Source organism: Alteromonas sp. KUL42, assembly GCF_006538325.1.
GTDB lineage: Bacteria > Pseudomonadota > Gammaproteobacteria > Enterobacterales > Alteromonadaceae > Alteromonas.
Genome location: NZ_BJKK01000006.1, coordinates 67,678 through 85,885 on the forward strand (window position 1 = coordinate 67,678; position 18,208 = coordinate 85,885).

At 43.4% G+C, this 18,208-nt stretch carries 14 protein-coding genes; 6 read left to right on the top strand and 8 right to left on the bottom strand.

The features are described 5' to 3' along the window. Positions 1–50: 50 nt before the first annotated feature. Together EYR97_RS10475 and EYR97_RS10480 are read right to left on the bottom strand one after the other, a co-directional pair. Positions 51–572 carry a DUF6436 domain-containing protein gene (locus tag EYR97_RS10475; protein ID WP_131093770.1) on the bottom strand — a complete coding sequence of 174 codons (522 nt, stop codon included), beginning with the start codon at positions 570–572 and terminating at the stop codon, positions 51–53. 3 nt (positions 573–575) lie between these two features. Next, positions 576–2,057 carry a methyl-accepting chemotaxis protein gene (locus EYR97_RS10480; RefSeq protein ID WP_131093771.1) on the bottom strand — a complete coding sequence of 494 codons (1,482 nt, stop codon included), beginning with the start codon at positions 2,055–2,057 and terminating at the stop codon, positions 576–578. A gap of 317 nt (positions 2,058–2,374) precedes the next feature. Between EYR97_RS10480 and EYR97_RS10485 the strand changes: the two genes are divergently transcribed. Next, complete coding sequence (locus EYR97_RS10485; RefSeq protein ID WP_131093772.1) at positions 2,375–3,250, top strand: RimK family alpha-L-glutamate ligase; 876 nt, start codon at positions 2,375–2,377, stop codon at positions 3,248–3,250. Between the two features lie 53 nt (positions 3,251–3,303). Here the strand turns inward: EYR97_RS10485 and EYR97_RS10490 are convergent, their stop codons facing one another. The 5 genes from EYR97_RS10490 to EYR97_RS10510 form a co-directional block, all read right to left on the bottom strand. Continuing rightward, the gene (locus EYR97_RS10490) at positions 3,304–4,839 is read right to left on the bottom strand and encodes a DUF3300 domain-containing protein (protein ID WP_131093773.1); all 1,536 of its coding nucleotides are present in this window, start codon (positions 4,837–4,839) and stop codon (positions 3,304–3,306) included. Positions 4,840–5,057: 218 nt separating this feature from the next. Next, positions 5,058–5,672, bottom strand: a complete 615-nt coding sequence (gene ribA, locus EYR97_RS10495) for a GTP cyclohydrolase II (protein ID WP_131093774.1) — start codon at positions 5,670–5,672, stop codon at positions 5,058–5,060. A gap of 357 nt (positions 5,673–6,029) precedes the next feature. Beyond that, on the bottom strand, positions 6,030–8,846 hold the full coding sequence (locus EYR97_RS10500) for an EAL domain-containing protein (protein WP_242634976.1): 2,817 nt from the start codon (positions 8,844–8,846) through the stop codon (positions 6,030–6,032). A gap of 179 nt (positions 8,847–9,025) precedes the next feature. Continuing rightward, on the bottom strand, positions 9,026–9,352 hold the full coding sequence (locus EYR97_RS10505; RefSeq protein WP_131093776.1) for a hypothetical protein: 327 nt from the start codon (positions 9,350–9,352) through the stop codon (positions 9,026–9,028). Beyond that, a complete protein-coding gene (locus EYR97_RS10510) occupies positions 9,340–10,749 on the bottom strand; it encodes a YdiU family protein (protein WP_131093777.1) in 1,410 nt (469 codons plus the stop codon). The genes EYR97_RS10505 and EYR97_RS10510 overlap by 13 nt, the downstream gene beginning before the upstream one ends. A gap of 233 nt (positions 10,750–10,982) precedes the next feature. Here EYR97_RS10510 and EYR97_RS10515 point away from each other — a divergent pair, with 233 nt between their 5' ends. After that, positions 10,983–11,651: a glutathione S-transferase gene (locus EYR97_RS10515; protein ID WP_131093778.1), complete on the top strand. Its 669-nt coding sequence runs from the start codon at positions 10,983–10,985 to the stop codon at positions 11,649–11,651. Positions 11,652–11,687: 36 nt separating this feature from the next. On the opposite strand, the gene recQ is transcribed toward EYR97_RS10515, so the two are convergent. Next, positions 11,688–13,529, bottom strand: coding sequence for a DNA helicase RecQ (recQ, locus tag EYR97_RS10520; RefSeq protein ID WP_131093779.1), 1,842 nt, complete (start codon positions 13,527–13,529; stop codon positions 11,688–11,690). A gap of 266 nt (positions 13,530–13,795) precedes the next feature. Here recQ and EYR97_RS10525 point away from each other — a divergent pair, with 266 nt between their 5' ends. From EYR97_RS10525 to EYR97_RS10540, 4 genes are all read left to right on the top strand, one after another. Further along, positions 13,796–14,290 carry a thioesterase family protein gene (locus EYR97_RS10525; RefSeq protein WP_131093780.1) on the top strand — a complete coding sequence of 165 codons (495 nt, stop codon included), beginning with the start codon at positions 13,796–13,798 and terminating at the stop codon, positions 14,288–14,290. 46 nt (positions 14,291–14,336) lie between these two features. Beyond that, a complete protein-coding gene (gene mgtE / locus EYR97_RS10530) occupies positions 14,337–15,674 on the top strand; it encodes a magnesium transporter (RefSeq protein WP_131093781.1) in 1,338 nt (445 codons plus the stop codon). An 83-nt stretch (positions 15,675–15,757) separates the two neighbouring features. Beyond that, the gene (locus tag EYR97_RS10535) at positions 15,758–16,186 is read left to right on the top strand and encodes a lasso peptide biosynthesis B2 protein (protein ID WP_165478021.1); all 429 of its coding nucleotides are present in this window, start codon (positions 15,758–15,760) and stop codon (positions 16,184–16,186) included. Positions 16,187–16,241: 55 nt separating this feature from the next. Continuing rightward, positions 16,242–17,993: an ABC transporter ATP-binding protein gene (locus EYR97_RS10540; RefSeq protein ID WP_242634988.1), complete on the top strand. Its 1,752-nt coding sequence runs from the start codon at positions 16,242–16,244 to the stop codon at positions 17,991–17,993. Positions 17,994–18,208 lie beyond the last annotated feature (215 nt).

Sequence of the window (18,208 nt, forward strand, 5' to 3'; positions counted from 1 at the left end):
CTTTGCTCAAATTCCAGAGGGACCTTTGTAAAAAATGAGGCAAAACAACTTTAACAAAAGCAGCCGACAGCATCGGCGTTGATCACTGCGCCATGGTAAGGGGTAGTTTGGGTGTAACTAATAATTTGCTGTACTAAATTCTTACCAGTGAAGCAGCCGTATCCCGTGGCGTAGGGCCCTAAGTAACGAAGTTGGTAGTGTTTATCGACAACAATGAGTGCGGGAACTTGCGAAAGCAACGCGCGCAACGGCGCTGCATCTTCGATATTTATATTTTGTAAGGTGTATGCATCACTTTCTAAGTAATTGGCCAATTGTGTTTGATGTGGTGTGGTGAGCGACTCGCAATAGCAGTGTTGATTACTGCCTATGTGCACGATACTGGCTGCACGAACGTCGAGTTGTTTCAGTATGTTGGTAAGCTGGTGGTCAAAGTTTGGTGACGTGGATTGATGCAATAGTAGTCCATCTGGATCAAATTCGGTGAGTTGTCGCTGTGCATAAACAAGCAGGGCGGTGAGAATACCCACCGCCCACAGCAACAATAAAACCCAACTGACGCTTTTTGACATGGGTTAAAGTTTGAAACGCTCTATGGCTTGGCGCATTTGCTTAGAAATGCCCGATAAGGTTTCAACTTCTGATGCCAATGATTTAGCGGTATCTAGCTCTTCTGATGTGAACTCACTTAAGCGAGCTGTACTTTTCGCAATAGCATGAGAAGCGGTTTCTTGCTCCATAGCTGATGATGCCACTTCTGTCATACTTTCGTTGGCCTCGCGAATTTGTTGCATTATTTCGCTCATAGCACCTGTGGTATTTTCGCTGGATAACACCGCTTCATCAACCAGTTCAATACAGGTTTGCATTTGTTCTACAGAGCTCGCTGTTTGGGCAACAAGCTGCTCGGTAATGCTGGTAATTTGGTCGGCACTTTCTTTTGAACGAATAGCCAAAGTACGCACTTCATCAGCAACCACTGCAAAGCCTCGTCCGTGTTCACCTGCACGGGCTGACTCGATTGCTGCATTTAATGCCAGCAAGTTGGTTTGATCAGCAACGGCAGTAATTGAACGCATAGCATCAGAGATATGAGAACACTGTTCGTTTAAGGCAATATTTGTTTTTGCCGCATCGTTTAAGGTGCTGCGCAGAGAATCAATAGTTTGACTCGTATTTGTTATCGCATCGCGAGTGCGCTGTGAGGCATCTGTTGCTGCATTCGCTTTGTCACTTGCTAGCGTGGCTTGCTCTGTTGAAATTTGCATTGTTTGGGCGATTTCTTCAGATGAAGCTGAAACTGCTGTAACCTCTTGGTCAGTATCGTGGCTAATTTTAAACATACTATTAGCCACATTTTCCATTCGGCCAAGGCCTTTAACAACGTCATCAGTTAGAGACGATGCCGTTTCAACCAACGATTTCACTTGAGAAACCAAAACTGCGAAGGGCTTGAGTATCGCGTGTTCCTGATTGATTTGTATCGTTAAATCTAAGTGTCCATCTGCTCGTTGCATATTTTCAATGGCTAGACGTAATTGTGCAGCGCCAGCTCCTTCGTCATGGGCATGTTTGGCCATATACATCAACACTAAGCCTTCTGCTAGTGCAAACGCTGCGTGCATAAGTAAAATAGAAAAGGTCACATGCCCTTCTTCGAAAATAAACAATGCCGCCCCACCAGACTGTAAGAAAAAGAAACTGATATGGTGCACTGCAACAACAGCAGTGCCTATTGCAACAACGGTCCAGTCGCGGAAATACGACAAAAATGCAAGTAAGACGAAAATCTCAAAGTGCATTTCAATAAGACCAAAAGATTGATGAATATGCAGCGCCGTTAACAATTGCACACCAATGGCCATAGCGTGTCGACTTAGACTCGAGAAAGGGTCTTGAAAACTTAGTAGTAGTGGCACAATCGCGATGGGGATTCCAAATATAAACGCAGGAAGTAACTCGCCCGTGATTAAACCGATAACTACCGAAATAATAAGTTGTGCAATTATGACAACGCGAAAGATTTTATGGCCTTCAAGTAGCCAAGGATACTGCATATCATTCTCCGTCGAGACATTTCGAGTAAGTGTAGGTGAAAAATATAGGGAATGCCCAATCAGTAAAATTTTAATCTAATTACACTGTTGTGCCATGTAACTTTGGTATAGCATTTTGACAAAAATTGACGAAGATCAAACTTGAAGCCACTGCATAACAATCAACCTTATTCTGTTTCACGATGGCACATCGATAAGTAATTTAGTCGCATGGGCTGCTCTGTAAGTTACAAGCGTTAATTAGATAGACGCCTTTAAATGCAGTAAAGCTGTATTTAGATCACATTTTTTCGACCATAAGGCTTTAAGGAACCGCCATGCCACACATTGCTTTTTTATCTACAGATAACCTAGAAGATTTCTTTGTCTATGATGAATTGCTTATTCCGCACTTCGAAACGCTAGGTTGGCAGGTATCTACGGTGTCATGGCATTGCCAAACCGTCGATTGGGATTCTTTTGACTATGTGATAGTAAGAAGTACATGGGACTATCAACAACACGCTGACGAATTTATGCAGTGTTTAAAAGGCATAGAGCAATCCAAGGCGGTTCTTCTCAATTCGCTGGCATTAATGCAGTGGAATATCGAAAAATATTACTTAAAAGACCTCTCGGAAAAGCAAGTTCCTATTGTTGAGACCTGCTGGCATGATGACTTTTGCGATGCCTATATTGAAGAGGCTTTTCTTCATTTTGACTGCGACACTATTGTGATTAAACCGGTACTAAGTGCGAATGCTGATGATACATTTAAGTTACATCGCAATACGTGGAGAGAACAAGTAACGCTATTAAGTGAAGTTTTCGACCAGCGGAAATTTATGATTCAGCCTTTTCTTTATAGTGTTGTTGAAGAGGGTGAGTACTCACTTTTTTATTTTTCTAGGCGCTACAGCCATGCAATCAAAAAAGTACCAGAAAAAGGCGACTTTAGGGTGCAAGAAGAACACGGTGGAAGTTTGTTTTCTGTTAATGCAGATTCAGAGCAACAGGCGATAGCGGAAAAGGCGTTAAATGCGATGCCACAAAATGCGTTGTACGCCAGAGTTGACTTGGTTCGACAACGTGGCCAGTGGGCTATCATGGAATTAGAACTTATCGAACCCTCGTTGTATTTTAATCTAGATAGTGAGTCGCCTAAGCGCTTTGTAGAGGCGATGTTGAATTTGCACTCTACATATCAGAATTAATGCGCGGTAAAAGGGCCCCAGCGGCGCAGTTCAACCGCCGAGACCAAAAAGGACTACTCTTTAGATAAACGCGCTTGTGAAATGGACTTTTCGTTTCGGGAAACACTGCGTTGTGACTTCACAGGGTTGTGCTCTCTTCCCATGTTTACCGATGCCTTAGAAGAAGCCTCTGGTCTGCTGTAACTTTTACTACTCGATTGTGAAGGCAATCTGACTGGCTTTTCAGATTTGTAGACCTTATTTTGGGGTCTAGGTTGTACCGCTTTAGCACGCTCCGTTACCGACCTATTAGTGCGAACGTCTGATCTATCAGTTTTAATTGAACTCGGCTTATTATATTTTTGCTTAAAATCGGGTTTATTGTAAGCATGCTCACTGCGCAGAGACGGTGTTGTTACAGGCTTACTTGTCATCACTTTATCGTGCTTTAGCCGCTTTAAAGTTTGCTCGCTAGTTTTGCGTTTGGTCGACGCCACGCTTTGGTTACGCTTTAACGCGTGTTCAATGGTCTCTTTTCTGTTCACTGTTGGTTGCTGATGATTTTTTATAGCATTTGCCTTGTACTCACGAAGCGGTGTGACAGTTTTCGGCGGAACCTTTTTCGTTGTATTAATGCCTTTGTCCGTGCGCAACGACGCATTCTTGGCACTATGCTTCATTTCTGCAAATGACTGCTTGTGATTGCGCACAACGCCTTTTGATTCAAATCGCGTTGGTGCACTTCGCACCACTTGTGATGAATACCGTGCACGACGATGGTCACTGCGGTGCTCCCAGCGCTGATAACCTGTGCTAACAACGCGTTTTCTTGGGCTGCCATGATAATAGCGGCGCACAGGCTCACGGTGGATCACTACATGTCGGTTATGCCAATGGACACCACCAAAATAGAAGAATGTCGATAGGCGTATACGGGGTGACCAATAGACATTGTGATGGTGATGGTAACTTACACGGTGACTCCAATAGATAGGCGTGTTGCTATGCCACCAATGACCGTACACAACATGAGGGTTATAGTAGGGCACATACACCACTTCTCGTTGGCGAGGTTCAATATAGATAATCTCTCTATTGCGTTCGCGTTCCGTTTCTACTTCTATGTAGTCGTTGGTAACCAAATTTCCGGTATTGTGGGCGTGTTGACGCAGCACTTGAACTCTGTCGAGCACGCGTTCTTGACTTATCAACACGTTATCACCTAATTGCTGTAACCACTCTAAATCTTCAGCCATGGTGTTGAGTAAATCAGTAAATGGTGCAAGTGCTTTGACACTTGGGTCCCAGCTCACGCTTTCCAACACATTTTCAACCTGCTCAGGTGTCAAGTGCTGGTTACTTTGACGCCATCTATCAGCGGCTATGACATCTAGTGGGTAGGTGGCAGCGATGAGAATATGGGTTAGTAGTGTATCTGGGTAAAGAGCAATAGGGGCTAAGATACTATCGAGATCCGCATCGGAATACTGTTGCTCGTTTACTGCAAGCGCTACAGTGTCGGCAGTATTTAGCGCGCTAGTTTGGGCAATCGCCGGCAATGCGCCAGTTGTTGATATAGCCAATAGTACAGATAAGGTTATGTTTTTCATACATTCTCCTTACATTGCGCTGTTTATTCACTGACAATGTGAGGTCGCAATGTGGTAAGTCTGTATACGTTATAACCAACCTTTAATTAACGTAACCTGAATACTGTGAGTATGTTGTTCTTATTGAAGTGATGAAAAGGCTAAATAGAAGAGTCTTGATGGGTAGTTAATAAAACGCCCACTTGATGGTGGGCGCAGTGTTACTTATGAATGTAGGACTACTTGAAAACGTGAGGATCGAAGGCGTGTCCAAGCTTTTCGGTTTTGGTTTTAAGATAGTGTTTGTTGTCTTTAGTGATCCCATGATCAATGGGCTTTCTGGCAACGACATCAATACCCAACGCCTCTAGCGCGGCTAATTTCTTTGGATTGTTCGTCATTAATTCAACACGCTTAACGTTCAAGGTATCTAGCATTAACTTACAAATGTCGTAGCTTCGTAAGTCGGCATCGAAGCCTAAGTGTTCATTTGCTTCAACTGTGTCCATGCCACTGTCTTGAAGGTTGTAGGCGCGAATTTTATTCAGCAGCCCAATCCCACGGCCTTCTTGGCGCAAATACAACAAAACGCCATGCCCATTATCTACGATATTTTGCATGGCCTTTTCTAACTGAAAACCACAGTCACAGCGTGTACTGAAAAGAGAATCGCCTGTTAAACATTCAGAGTGGATACGGATCGGCACCACATCATCTTCATTCCAGGTACCGTAAGACAAGGCGACATGTTCTTGTCCACTGGCTTCCACGAAGCCGTGTATTTTGAAATCACCAAGGCGTGTTGGTAATTTTGCTGAACTGACATATTCGTATTTGGGCTGTTTGCTACTCATGTTACTTCTACACTTTGGACAGTAGGCATTAAGTGGGGTTAAGTTTTGGTTTTGCAAGATACCAAATCGCAAATACCACCATGCAGCTTATTGATATGGCATTTGCGTATACAGCACACATCAAATGCGTTAACTGATGGACCTATTTGGTATCTGTATTCAAATTGAACTAGGCCTACTATGCTGCCGCCTTAATGCCTTAGACGATCTAACTTTTCATTTCCTTTATTATACGCTTTTTCAGCGCATTTAGGGGAATTGCCACATCAATCTTTTTTATACGCAAGCTGAATTTTGGCGAATGTTAGAGAATAGTGATAGCGGCAAGTCCATAAACTAAAAAAATTTGTTGAATACTTACAGTGGTGTGAAGTCATGCAGAGGACGGGGTTTGGCTACGCCATAGCCTTGAGCAAAGTCGATGCCCATTTTTCCAAGTTGTGCCATAGTAGCCTCGTTCTCTACGAACTCTCCTACCGTTTGCATCCCCATCGCTTTGGCTACATCGTTTATTGACGCAACCATGGCGCTATCGACACCATCCTTGAGCATATCTTTAATAAACAAACCGTCTATTTTTACTTGGCTTACCGGTAAGTCTTTAAGGTAACGGTAAGATGAAAAGCCGCTACCAAAATCGTCAAGAGAAAATGAACATCCTAATTGATTGAAGGTTTGCATAAAGGCAAGGGTATCTTCCATTTTAATAATGGCAACTGATTCAATAACTTCGAAACAGATCTTGCTGTAAGGAATGCGGTAGGCTTCAAATGCATTGAGAATGAACGAGGTGAAGTCTCTGTCTGCTAAGGAATGGCAATTCAGGTTGATACTACAACGTTGCAGTTCAGCCAAATGCTCTGGATGTTCCGATAGCCATTTAAAGGTATTGGTTATTACCCATTTATCTATGTTTACGTTCATTTCAAAGCGTTCGGCTGTTGGTAAAAAGTTGGCAGGTTCAACCAAAACACCATCTCTTTCGCGCAGTCGCAGGAGAACTTCATAGTAATGACCATCATTGGCTTTACTAAGTGGTCGTAGCGATTGATAAAACAATTCAAAACGACCTTCTTCTAAAGCTTGATTTATTGAGGATACCCAGTCGAGTTCACGTTGATATCGCTGCATACTTTCATCGTCTTTGTTGTATCGATGAATTTGATTGCGACCTTGCTCTTTTGCAAAGTAGCAGGCTGCGTCCGCCATACTGAGATATTCCCCTGCACTGAAGGCAAGGTCATTACAGACCACCATGCCAATACTCACGCCCAAATTGAATATGCGGTTGTCCCACATAAAACGATATGCTTGAACTGCATTGAGAATTTTCTCTGCGTTGGCATACACTTCATCTTCTGTGGCTTCTGTGTAGATAATACCGAACTCGTCGCCACCTAGTCTCGCCAGTAATGCATTGTTATTAATGGCATTATCTATAAGCCGAGCAATGTCTTTTATCATTACATCACCAGCCTTATGACCACAGGTATCGTTGACTACTTTAAATCTATCGAGGTCTAAAAAGAGTAAACATACGGGAGGTTCAGCTGGTGCAGATACTCTTGCCTTAAATTGGTTCTCAAACTGCCTTCTGTTATATACACCTGTTAATGAGTAGTGAGTTGCAAGGTATTGCAGGCTTAAATCAGATTGCTTCTTTTCAGTGATATCAATGATAGAACCATACAGAAAACTGCCTTCATTATTTTCTCTGCTTTGACAAGATAGCGAAAACCAAAATTCACTACCGTCTTTTCGCTTGCCTCTTATTTCTTTACCCGTTACATGACCTTGCTGAGATAACTCCCCTAGCAATACATGTCTGTCTTCAGGTGATACATAAAACTGTTTTGTGCTACTTACATCTGCAAGCATTTCTTGTTCATTGCTGTAGCCAAAGACCTTACACATAGCGGGATTTACTGAAATCAACTCACCATCCCAGGTTGACGTATAGTGACCTTCTGCAGAGTTCCTGAAGAGATCATAGAAGTGGTTTAAATTATTAATGGTTTCAGCTTGTTTTGACAAAGCGAGCTGGTTGATTGAATGGTCTTTTGTAACTGATGAGTAACCGAGACACAAATAACCCGTGGTGATTAGCATTATCATACCTAGTGCAATATCAAAGGTATAGGCAAGGCCGCTAAACAAGTTAAGAGTGATAATGGCGAAGAAAAGAAAGAATGTTAGCCAAGCAACAATATAAGCTCTGCTAATTACAATGTTGTTCTTCTCGTGAAACACAAGTGCTAAACAGACGTTGTATAAACCAACCAAAGTAAACACCACAAGTGTACTTAGCGTGCTTGTATGGGCATCGAGAGTGAAAGCCAAAACAACTGCCGTAACAGGAATGCAGTAGTTAGTAATTCGCCAAAAAAGTGGAATTCGAGAGAAGATGTAATGGGTGACTTTGGTAATAGTGAGTAAAAGCATACATATACATGCGGAATAGGTTATTTCAGCAGTATTGGTAAGTGAGGGCCAAAACGCGAGTCCACCTTGGGTGGCAAATAGAAAAGCAATTGCGGCACACGAAGACATGGTGAGCCAAAATCGAGATGGCATTCTTTGGTGAACGTAGGACAGTAGAAAATAGGCCGCGAGCAGAAAAAATATACCGAATGTCGCCCCGAGTAATAAAAGCATTTGTGTGTCATGTTGCTTTAAGGTTTCCCTTTCCCATAGCGTAATGGGGAAGGGAATGACGCCGGTGTCTTTAATGCCGACAAGTACACGTGCATTTTGATAAGGCTGTAAAGTGAAGGACAATCGGATATGAGGAAGTAGATAGTCTAGCGAGTAGTCGCCTTTACCTGCCTGATAGCGATACGATTTTATGATGCGATCACTGCTGTCTAAAACGTATATTTGCAAATCATCTATGTTGAGCCTGTCGATATTAAGTACCAGCCCAATAGTACTATAGCCGTCGTGAATAACGGGGGTGAAAAGCCAAGTTCTCGCCTCGTCGGACAAAAGAGCCTGAGTGCTGGTGCGAACGCCTTTTATTACATCAAAGTATGTCGCTGAGTGGTTTGCAAAAATTTGCGATGCATGTTCATTGATGAGAGTGTGTTCGAAAGATTCATCAATATAAAGCGCTTGATTTTGTGATGCATTTGCACCCATACACATCCAGCTTAATAGCAGGAACAATGCGAACATGTAAAGCCGCTTTGTTGGCATGGGCATGGTGACCTTTAGCTGTTAAATATGTGTTTTCTTTACATTAATACTAGAACATACCAATCGCCAAGTACATAAAATATACGCTAAATAAGTGGCTAGCATTTAATGTGGCTACAACCGTGTCTGCAAGAAAAATGTAAACCAAATCTCACAACTTAAACATTGCCCGAGCGATGAAGGTAGTTTGCTAGGGTCTCAGTATTTTGTTGTACTCCCGTAGGCTCCAGCCATATGCTTTCACACAACCATTCAATGCACAAAATACAACGCAGTTCGTGCTCTTCCTCTGAGGCAGACAACATTACTTGATAGCGATCAGCGCCCCAATCTCCCTCGGTACAATGAAAACAAAATAGAGTAGCGAATTGCGCTACCCATTGTTTTGTCTTCAGTGGTGTAGAAGGTAAGGGGAGGCGGATTTCCAGTGTTTCATTGTGTACTGATAAATGTGAAAGAACGTCCTGTCGCGTTAACTGCTGCATGACAAACTAACCTTGTGTGTTGATGTCGGTGGAGTAGAGAACGCATGGTCATCCCAAGATGTACTAAATGGCGTTTTTACTGCATCTAGCAGTGCTTGGGCGAAGTCTAAATTTCCTTGTCTAGCGTTTGCAATCGCCTCTTCTAATACGTGGGTTCGGGGTACTAGCGAGGGGTTGAGCGACAGCATATCTTGTGGTGAAACACATTTGAGGTAACGCTGATACCAGCGATCAAAGCGGCTGCGATCGACAAAGTCATCGCGCAAATTAGTAGGTAACAGGTCATGCTGGGCAAGCGCTAAGCGTCTAAAAATACGTGTATAGTCTTGTTGTTCACTATTGATGATAGAGATAAATTCTTGCATGAGCGCCACACCCTCATCATTGGTGGGCAATCCCATTCGCTCAACCATTAAACCTTGATAATGGGCAATAAATGTGGGTTCAAATAACGTAAGTGCGCCTTTGATTTCTTCTACCGAGCAATAGGTTGAAAAACCATGTGCCAACGCATTGAGGTTCCACAACGCGATACCTGGTTGCTGATTAAAGGCATATCGACCACTATAGTCTGAGTGATTGAATACGGCATCTTCTTGATAAGTGTCCATAAACGCATACGGACCATAATCAAACGTAAGCCCATGTATAGACATATTGTCGGTATTCATAACGCCGTGCACAAAACCATAGGTTTGCCACAATGATACGAGCCTTGCTGTGCGTAGTACTATTGCTTTGAGTAGTGCTGCATGAGGATTAGTGGCAGTAAGGCATTCACTGAAATGATGAGTAAAAATAAAGTCAAACAGCGCGTCTAGTTTGTCTTTTTGTTGAGTGTAATGAAAATACTCAATATGTCCAAAGCGAATATGACTCGGCGCTGTGCGTATCATCATAGCCCCGTCTTCTGCCTGTTCCCGATACACAGTGTCGTTACTGGTGAACATTGCGAGCGAGCGACTTGATGGGATACCAAGGTGATGCAGCGCTTCACTACCGATATACTCACGAAGGGTAGAACGCAATACGGCTCTCCCATCAGCATGTCTGGAATAGGGGGTTGGTCCCGCGCCTTTTAAGTGCAAGTCTGTTACAGCGCCTTTTTCATCAGCGACCTCGCACAGTAAAACACCACGCCCATCGCCTAATTCGGGGTTCCACTGACCAAACTGGTGGCCTCCATATTTTTGTGCAAAAGCCTTCTTGGTAAAAGGGGTTGTGGGTGAAAGCAGCCAAGGTAGAAGCTTGTCCTTAGAACCAATAGATGGCATCAATCCAATATCAGAAGCTAGGGTTTGGTTGAAAAAAGCCAGTTGCATATCTTTTAGCGGTGAGGGCTTAACTGCATGTCCAAGCGATGACAATGTATCAGCGAATATATTAGTAATTGCCACGTTGGCTCCTAACTCGAATGCAGAGACACAAGGTGTAGTATTGTCACTAGTTACCCCGATAACTCTTGATAGCTACGAAAAAGATAACTACGAAAATTTACAACAAAAAAATACTATATAAATTTCTGGTGAGAGAATGAATAAGTAAACTTTCATACGCCACTGTCTGTATATAACTTTATATATTACAACACAAAAGCTTTAGCGTTAATTAAAGTGTCTTAAGGATGGATATGCTAACACTACATCATTTAAATAATTCTCGGTCTCAGCGGGTTCTATGGCTACTAGAAGAACTGTGCGTTGAATACAATATTGAATTTTACGAAAGAGACAAAACTACCAACTTAGCACCAGATGCGTTAACTAAAGTGCATCCATTGGGGCGCTCTCCTGTGTTGACCACGCCGCATGGTAATATTGCAGAGTCTGGTGCCATCGTTGAGTATTTAGTTAAAAATCACGCTGATGAAACATTTGTTACTCCCCAAGATGGTGAGGCGCTGCAGCAGTATTGGTTTTGGATGCACTTTGCCGAGGGCTCGCTAATGCCACCATTGGTTGCCAATTTGGTATTAGAGAAAGCGCGTCAAAAAGGTTCTAAGCCCTTTTTTATTAAGCCTATTACTAACAAACTCATCGATGGTATTTTAAATGCGTATTACGGGCCGAATCTTGCGAAAAGCCTACAATATGTTGAATCCTATTTAAGCCGTAATACATGGTTTGCCGGAGATGCACCAACAGGGGCTGATGTGCAAATGATATTTCCCCTTGAATCACTGGTTGCCAGTGGCAAGGCGAAAGATCTCAAAGCTATACAAGAATTTGTGGAGCGTGTGCATGCGCGACCTGCTTATCAAGCTGCGCTGGCAAAAGGTGGCGAGTACGCCTACGCGTAATTTCTGGTGCTGAGCTTTGCCGTGAAATTCAGCACTCTAACCTTCGCGACTAATGTAGTCGCTAATCAGCTGCATAAAAGCTTCGCCATAGCGTTCGAGCTTAGTTTGGCCAACACCACTAACATCTAACATGGTGTTACGTGTTGTGGGTAACTTACACGCCATATCAACCAGTGTTGCATCGCTAAACACCACGTATGGCGGCACCTCGTTTTCCTCTGCAAGTACTTTGCGCAAATGTTTGAGTCGTGTAAACAGCGTGCGATCATAATTGGCAGGCGCCAATTGTGATTTCTTTTTATCTGGTTTGAATTCAAGGCGAGGTACTGCCAGTAATACCGCTACTTCGCTTTTTAATACAGGGCGTGCTGCTTCGGTTAAACGCAGCGCTGCATGTGCGGTGATATCAACTCGAATAAGACCTTTGTGGATCAGTTGGTTGATAATGTTGTGCCAATAACTGTCCGACTTATCTTTACCAATACCATAGGTCGAGAGTTGATGGTGCCCCGCTTCCTGTAACCTTCTTAGTTGCTTGCCGCGCAATACATCAATGACATATTGGCTGGAGGCTTGTTGTGACAAGCGCAATATGCACGACAACACCTTTTGCGCAATGACTAAGCCATCTATCATCTTCGGCGGGTCAAGGCAGATGTCGCAGTTGCCACAGGCACTGTCGCTGAACTGAGAAAAGTAGTTGAGTAAAACTTGCCTGCGACAGGTTTGTGCTTCGGAAAAGGCTTCCATAGCCGCAAATTTTTGCAGCTCAATATTGTTTCGCTCGGCAATTTCACCTTGCTCAATCCACTGTTTCACTCGTGCCGCGTCTTTTTCATCAAATAGCAATAGTGCTTCAGACGCCAGGCCGTCTCGCCCAGCTCGTCCGGTTTCTTGATAATAACTTTCAACACTGCGTGGTACATCGTGATGAACAACGTAGCGTACATTGGACTTGTTAATTCCCATACCAAAAGCGACGGTGGCAACCACAATGTCTATCTTGTCGCTGAGAAACTGTCGCTGTACCAGTTCTCTTTCATCGCTATCCATACCGGCATGATAAGCCGCACAACGAAACCCTTGGCGGAATAATTTGGCATGTAAATCGTCTACCTTAGCGCGGCTATTGCAGTAAATAATACCGCTGCCTTCTTGCTGTTTTACGTAAGCGACAACTTGATCGAAGGCTTTGTATTTACTCATCACGCGATAGCGAATGTTAGGGCGGTCGAAACTGCCTTTATAAACTAACGGTTCGTTCAAGTTTAGTTGCGTAAGAATATCTGCTTGAGTAGCGGTGTCTGCCGTGGCTGTTAACCCAATAACCGGAATGTGTGGAAAACGCGACTTAATTTGTCCCAGAGCACGGTAGTCTTGTCTGAAGTCATGCCCCCAATGGGAAACACAGTGCGCTTCGTCTATGGCAAACAAAGCAATGTTGGCGTTGCTGAGTGATTGTTGGAAGTGGTATTGCATCAGCCTTTCAGGTGATACATACAACAAATCGAGCTCGTTTGCATGTAGCGCGCTATTGATTTGGGCTTGCGCTTCGACTTCCAATGTTGAATTGAGATAGGCCGCTTTTACGCCTAACGCTTTAAGTTGTTCAACTTGGTCTTGCATTAAAGATATGAGGGGAGAGACAACAATACCTGTTCCCGAGCGAACAAGGGCGGGAATTTGATAACACAAGGATTTCCCTCCACCAGTTGGCAATAGCACGAGGGCATCTCCACCATTACAAACGTGGTGTATAACGTCACCTTGCCCGTCGCGGAAAGTATCGTAACCGAAAACATCCTTTAAGATGCGCTCCGGCGAACTTGCCTCCTCAGCAGAATTAGGTGTATTGGAAATGTCTAGTGCAGTTGTCATGGCTCGGGATTTTACGCGTTTTTCCCTCATGCTTCACGGGGCAATTGCAAAAACTAGACTAAAATCCAGCGAATTCATTTTTCACTAGAGTGCAAAAGGTCAACAAGCTCTAGTGATAAGCATCGCTGATATCGAATTATTGTTGGTAAGAATTTCCTCTGACATTGTGTTCAGTAGTAGTGTTATTAATCGGCGACGACTAAAAGGGCAAAGACTGGAACAAAGCAACGTCGCATTGAGACTGTTTATTAAGGAGACATATAGTCATGCAAAAAACACCTCAAAATCAGCAGAATATTACGCACAATGTCATGATAGAGCATGTGATTTCGCTCTTTCGTGATACCATGCCTTTCAACCAATTGTTGGGTCTAGAGTTTGTTACTCAAGGTGTTGGGTTAGAAACTGAAATTGCCTTGCACCTAAACTGGCAACCGTCACTCACAGGCAACCCCATGCAAAAAATTCTTCATGGTGGTGTGACGGCTACTATGCTCGATACTATCGGCGGTCTTGTTTCCATTGTTGAAACAATCAAACAGACGCCCAAGGATGAACTCGTTAACCTTCAAAGCCGCTTGTCCACAATGGGCACAGTAGATATGCGTGTCGATTATCTTCGTCCGGGACGCGGAGAACAATTCATCGCCACGGCTTGTATTATTCGCAAAGGCAGTAGGCTGGTGGTTTGCCGCATGGAGTTGCATAATGAAAAGGGCGATCACATCGCGTTTGGCACGGGTACCTATATGCTTGGCTAGATTTTCTCGCGATTGGTGATGTCTTCGTTTTTACAGGAGGTGTTTTATGGCTGAGCCATTACCAGATTTAATTGAAGAGATTGTCACTGACAGTATGGGGGATGACCCTGCTACATTGTTGGCTACGCTAAGTGGTCAAGACGACGTTTATATTGCATCTTTACTTGAGTCACTTCCTGTCGAAAAGCGTTTGGCTGTATGGGAAGGGATTTCTCGCGACCGCAAAATCGACGTTTTGGTTGAGATGCGTAGCGACCCCCGTGAAATTCTCATCGACAACACGCCTCATGACGAATGGGCATCTATTTTTTCTGACATAGACGCTGAAGATTTGCTTGAGCTACTCGACTCACTGCCCCAGCGCTTAGTTGATATGGCCTATGAATCACTTGATTCAAAAGAGCGTAAGTACTTCCGAGAGGCTACGCAATTTCCAGACAATCAAATTGGCCACTGGGTGAACCACGAACAGCTTGTGCTTCCGTCTAACGCCAAAGTACGTGAAGGGTTGCGTCTGTTAAGACGGGATGTGCCTCAACACTGCGATAGTATTTTCTTAGTTAATCGCTCGGGGCAGTTTTCCGCGTTAGTTAAAATTAGTCACCTCTTTACAGCGCAAGATCACGTTTCACTGTTCGATTTATCTGAAGAGAGCGTAACGACCATTCAGGGAACCGATGACACCACAAATGCCTCTTTACTTGTCCAGCGCTCTGGACTAGCGTCACTGCCTGTTGTAGATGAAAACAATAAATTGTTAGGTCGCCTTGATGTTACTTCTGCCAGTGAACTGGTAAATGAGTTTTACGAACGACAAGTTATGGCATCTGCGGGTATGGATGAAGACGAGGATTTGTTCTCACCTGTTGCAAAAAGTGCGAAAAATCGCGCCTTGTGGCTGGGTATTAACCTGCTAACAGCGTTTCTAGCCTCTTGGTTTATCGGCTTATTTGAAGGAACACTTCAACAAGTTGTTGCCTTAGCGGTACTTATGCCGGTGGTCGCCAGTATGGGAGGTATAGCAGGAAGCCAGACGTTGACACTCATAGTGCGAGGACTTGCTCTTGGCCAGGTGACACCCGCGAACTTAAGAGTACTTATGGTGAAAGAGCTGAAAGTAGGTGGCGTAAACGGTGTAATTTGGGCTTTGGTGATTGGTATTGTGGCTTATTTCTGGTTCACAGATGCCATGCTCGGTATGGTCATTTGTTTAGCGATTTTGTTTAATATTGTCGCTGCTGCATTAGCTGGTGTGTTTGTACCCGTAATTTTGGACAAGCTAAAAATAGACCCTGCATTATCAGGTTCAGTGATCCTTACCACAGTAACCGATATTGTTGGCTTTGTGGCTTTCTTGGGGCTGGGGACGCTTTTTTTATTGTGAGTACAATTGGGCTATTTAGATGAACACTGTATTTAGAACAATCGCTTATGTTTAAAAAATTGCTCAGTTTTACGCGACTGCCAGTGCGCGAAAAAATATGGTTCATTTTATTCTATCCACTTAGTGGCATTATCAGAGCCATGATTCTGACCATTCCATATCGTTATTTGTCCAAATTCTTTGGCGAGTATCGTCGAAATGATCAACTGTCTGTGTTGGTAAATGAAACCGAAAAAATGACGGCATGGCGTATAGGTAGGATTGCTGAACTCTGCTCTGCCTATACGCCTTGGGAATCAAAGTGTTTAGTGCAAGCGACGATGGTTCGCATTTTATTAGGTTATTATGGCATTCCTTATATTATGCATTTGGGAGCGACGCTAACCAAAGATCTGAAAGAGCCCATGAAGGCTCATGCTTGGGTTAAGGTCGGTCCTTGGGTTGTTTCGGGTCGAGATGGGCATACAGCATTTGGTATTACCGCAACCTACACCTCACGGTCTATTGGTTGAAAATAATAGCGAGTCATCGAACTGAGTTACGAATAAGGTTTAGTATTTGACTAATATGAAAGGGAATAAAAAGGTTGTACTTTGGCGTGCATTCCTAGACTACTACCGTTTTGCGCCAAAGCGCCAGTGGCAACTAATGTTACTAATGCTGATACAGGGGCTCGGGTCTGGTGTAGGTCTGCTGTTTATAATTCCTTTGTTGCAACTAATTGGGCTGGATTTAGGGCACGCAAGTTCAAAAAGCATTTCTGGTTTTGCAATCGAGTCTTTTCATTTTCTACATATACCCTTAACCTTGGCGAGTGTTTTATTGTCCTATGTTGTGATTGTAGTGTGTCTTGCCAGCGTTAGGTATTTATTATCTGTTCAATCAACCCAGTTGCAGCAAGCCTATACGGGTTATTTACGTGATAGCTTATACAGAATACTGCTTCATAGTCGCTGGGCCTTTATTACACAGAACAAAATGTCAGATTTCACCCATACGTTGACCGGACAAGTGCAGTCGATAGGTCATACCGCGTATTTGTTGATGCAGTTTTCGAGTCAAATTGTGGTCAGCGCCGTTTTGGCTGTGCTTGCGTTTGCTTTGTCTTGGCAGTTGAGTTTACTGGCATTGGGGCTTGGTCTGTGCATATTGCTGGTACTTCTGCCTATCAACAAGCGTGTTTACAAGTCAGGAGATAGCCACTTAATTAATTACAAAAGCATTTTTCAAATGTTGTCTGATCAGCTTGGTAGCCTGAAGATGATAAAGAGCTACGCGTCCGAACAGTATTACGCTGATCGGCTTAAGTTGACAAGTGATCGACTTGAAATACAACAAGTAAAACTAAATCAGTTAAATGCCCTTACCAGTTGGGTATATCTGGTTGTTGCAGTGGTGGCTTTCAGTGTGTTCTTTTATGTTGCGCGTCAGTATTACTCTGTACCGATCCCGACTCTACTTTTGTTGTTGATAGTTTGTGCTCGTCTATTGCCTCTTCTATCAAACTTACAAAAAAACTATCAGCAATTACTACACAAAGTGCCCTCGTTGCGTGATGTTGAGCAAATGCGACTTTCCTGCCAACAACATCAAGAGAATCTGTCGAGCGCTAAAGTCCCCGTGTCATTCGAAGACAAGTTGGTTGCCAGGAACATTTCCTTCCGATACCCAACAAAAAGCGAACCAGTATTTGAAGAGATTTTTTTGTCCATTGAGAGGAATGAAACAGTTGCACTGGTTGGTCCATCTGGCTCAGGAAAGTCTACCTTGGCAGATATTTTGGGAGGACTTCTATTGCCGGATGACGGTAAGGTAGTCTGCGATAACGTGGAAATTAATCAAAATAATTTATTAGCTTGGCGAAGTAGAGTGGCTTACGTTACGCAAGAAGTGTATCTGTTTCACGATACGATCCGTAATAACTTGTGTTGGGTCTCCAAAAAAACTGTGTCGGATGAACAATTATGGGAAGTACTCAAACTCGCCGCAGCCGAAGACTTTGTAGACGCATTACCTGAAAAGCTAGACTCCGTCATAGGTGATCGCGGTATTCGCTTGTCCGGTGGAGAAAGACAGCGTCTAGCGATGGCGAGAGCCCTGCTATCTAATCCTTTATTGCTTATCCTTGATGAAGCAACAAGTGCCCTTGATAATGAGAATGAAGCACAAATACAGAAATCTCTGGAACGGCTCGAAGGCAAATTAACTATTTTGATCATCGCTCATCGTGAAACCACGATTCAACATGTCAAGAAGCGTATTGAGCTAGGTAAACAAGCTAAAGCTGCAAGGGTTGATACAGAAGTATCAGTGCCATAACACGCTTCTTTCGTAGGTTGAAAGTACCCCATGGAGTTTTGAGTTGGCGTTATTTTTTGCCAAATCAGCCGGCGCACATAAAATTGTATCGAGCCGTATTTTTAGTTCATTGAATTCCGCCGTTTTTTACTTGAAATACAATCATAAAATAAATAGATGTTGGTCACTTTGCCTCATCGGAAAGTAATAAACCTTGTGTAGAATGCCTCTGTGAT

Coding starts and splice junctions, on each gene's coding strand:
- EYR97_RS10475 (WP_131093770.1), bottom strand. CDS start 572: ATGTCAAAAAGCGTCAGTTGGGTTTTATTGTTGCTGTGGGCGGTGGGT.
- EYR97_RS10480 (WP_131093771.1), bottom strand. CDS start 2,057: ATGCAGTATCCTTGGCTACTTGAAGGCCATAAAATCTTTCGCGTTGTC.
- EYR97_RS10485 (WP_131093772.1), top strand. CDS start 2,375: ATGCCACACATTGCTTTTTTATCTACAGATAACCTAGAAGATTTCTTT.
- EYR97_RS10490 (WP_131093773.1), bottom strand. CDS start 4,839: ATGAAAAACATAACCTTATCTGTACTATTGGCTATATCAACAACTGGC.
- ribA (WP_131093774.1), bottom strand. CDS start 5,672: ATGAGTAGCAAACAGCCCAAATACGAATATGTCAGTTCAGCAAAATTA.
- EYR97_RS10500 (WP_242634976.1), bottom strand. CDS start 8,846: ATGTTCGCATTGTTCCTGCTATTAAGCTGGATGTGTATGGGTGCAAAT.
- EYR97_RS10505 (WP_131093776.1), bottom strand. CDS start 9,352: ATGCAGCAGTTAACGCGACAGGACGTTCTTTCACATTTATCAGTACAC.
- EYR97_RS10515 (WP_131093778.1), top strand. CDS start 10,983: ATGCTAACACTACATCATTTAAATAATTCTCGGTCTCAGCGGGTTCTA.
- recQ (WP_131093779.1), bottom strand. CDS start 13,529: ATGACAACTGCACTAGACATTTCCAATACACCTAATTCTGCTGAGGAG.
- EYR97_RS10525 (WP_131093780.1), top strand. CDS start 13,796: ATGCAAAAAACACCTCAAAATCAGCAGAATATTACGCACAATGTCATG.
- mgtE (WP_131093781.1), top strand. CDS start 14,337: ATGGCTGAGCCATTACCAGATTTAATTGAAGAGATTGTCACTGACAGT.
- EYR97_RS10540 (WP_242634988.1), top strand. CDS start 16,242: ATGAAAGGGAATAAAAAGGTTGTACTTTGGCGTGCATTCCTAGACTAC.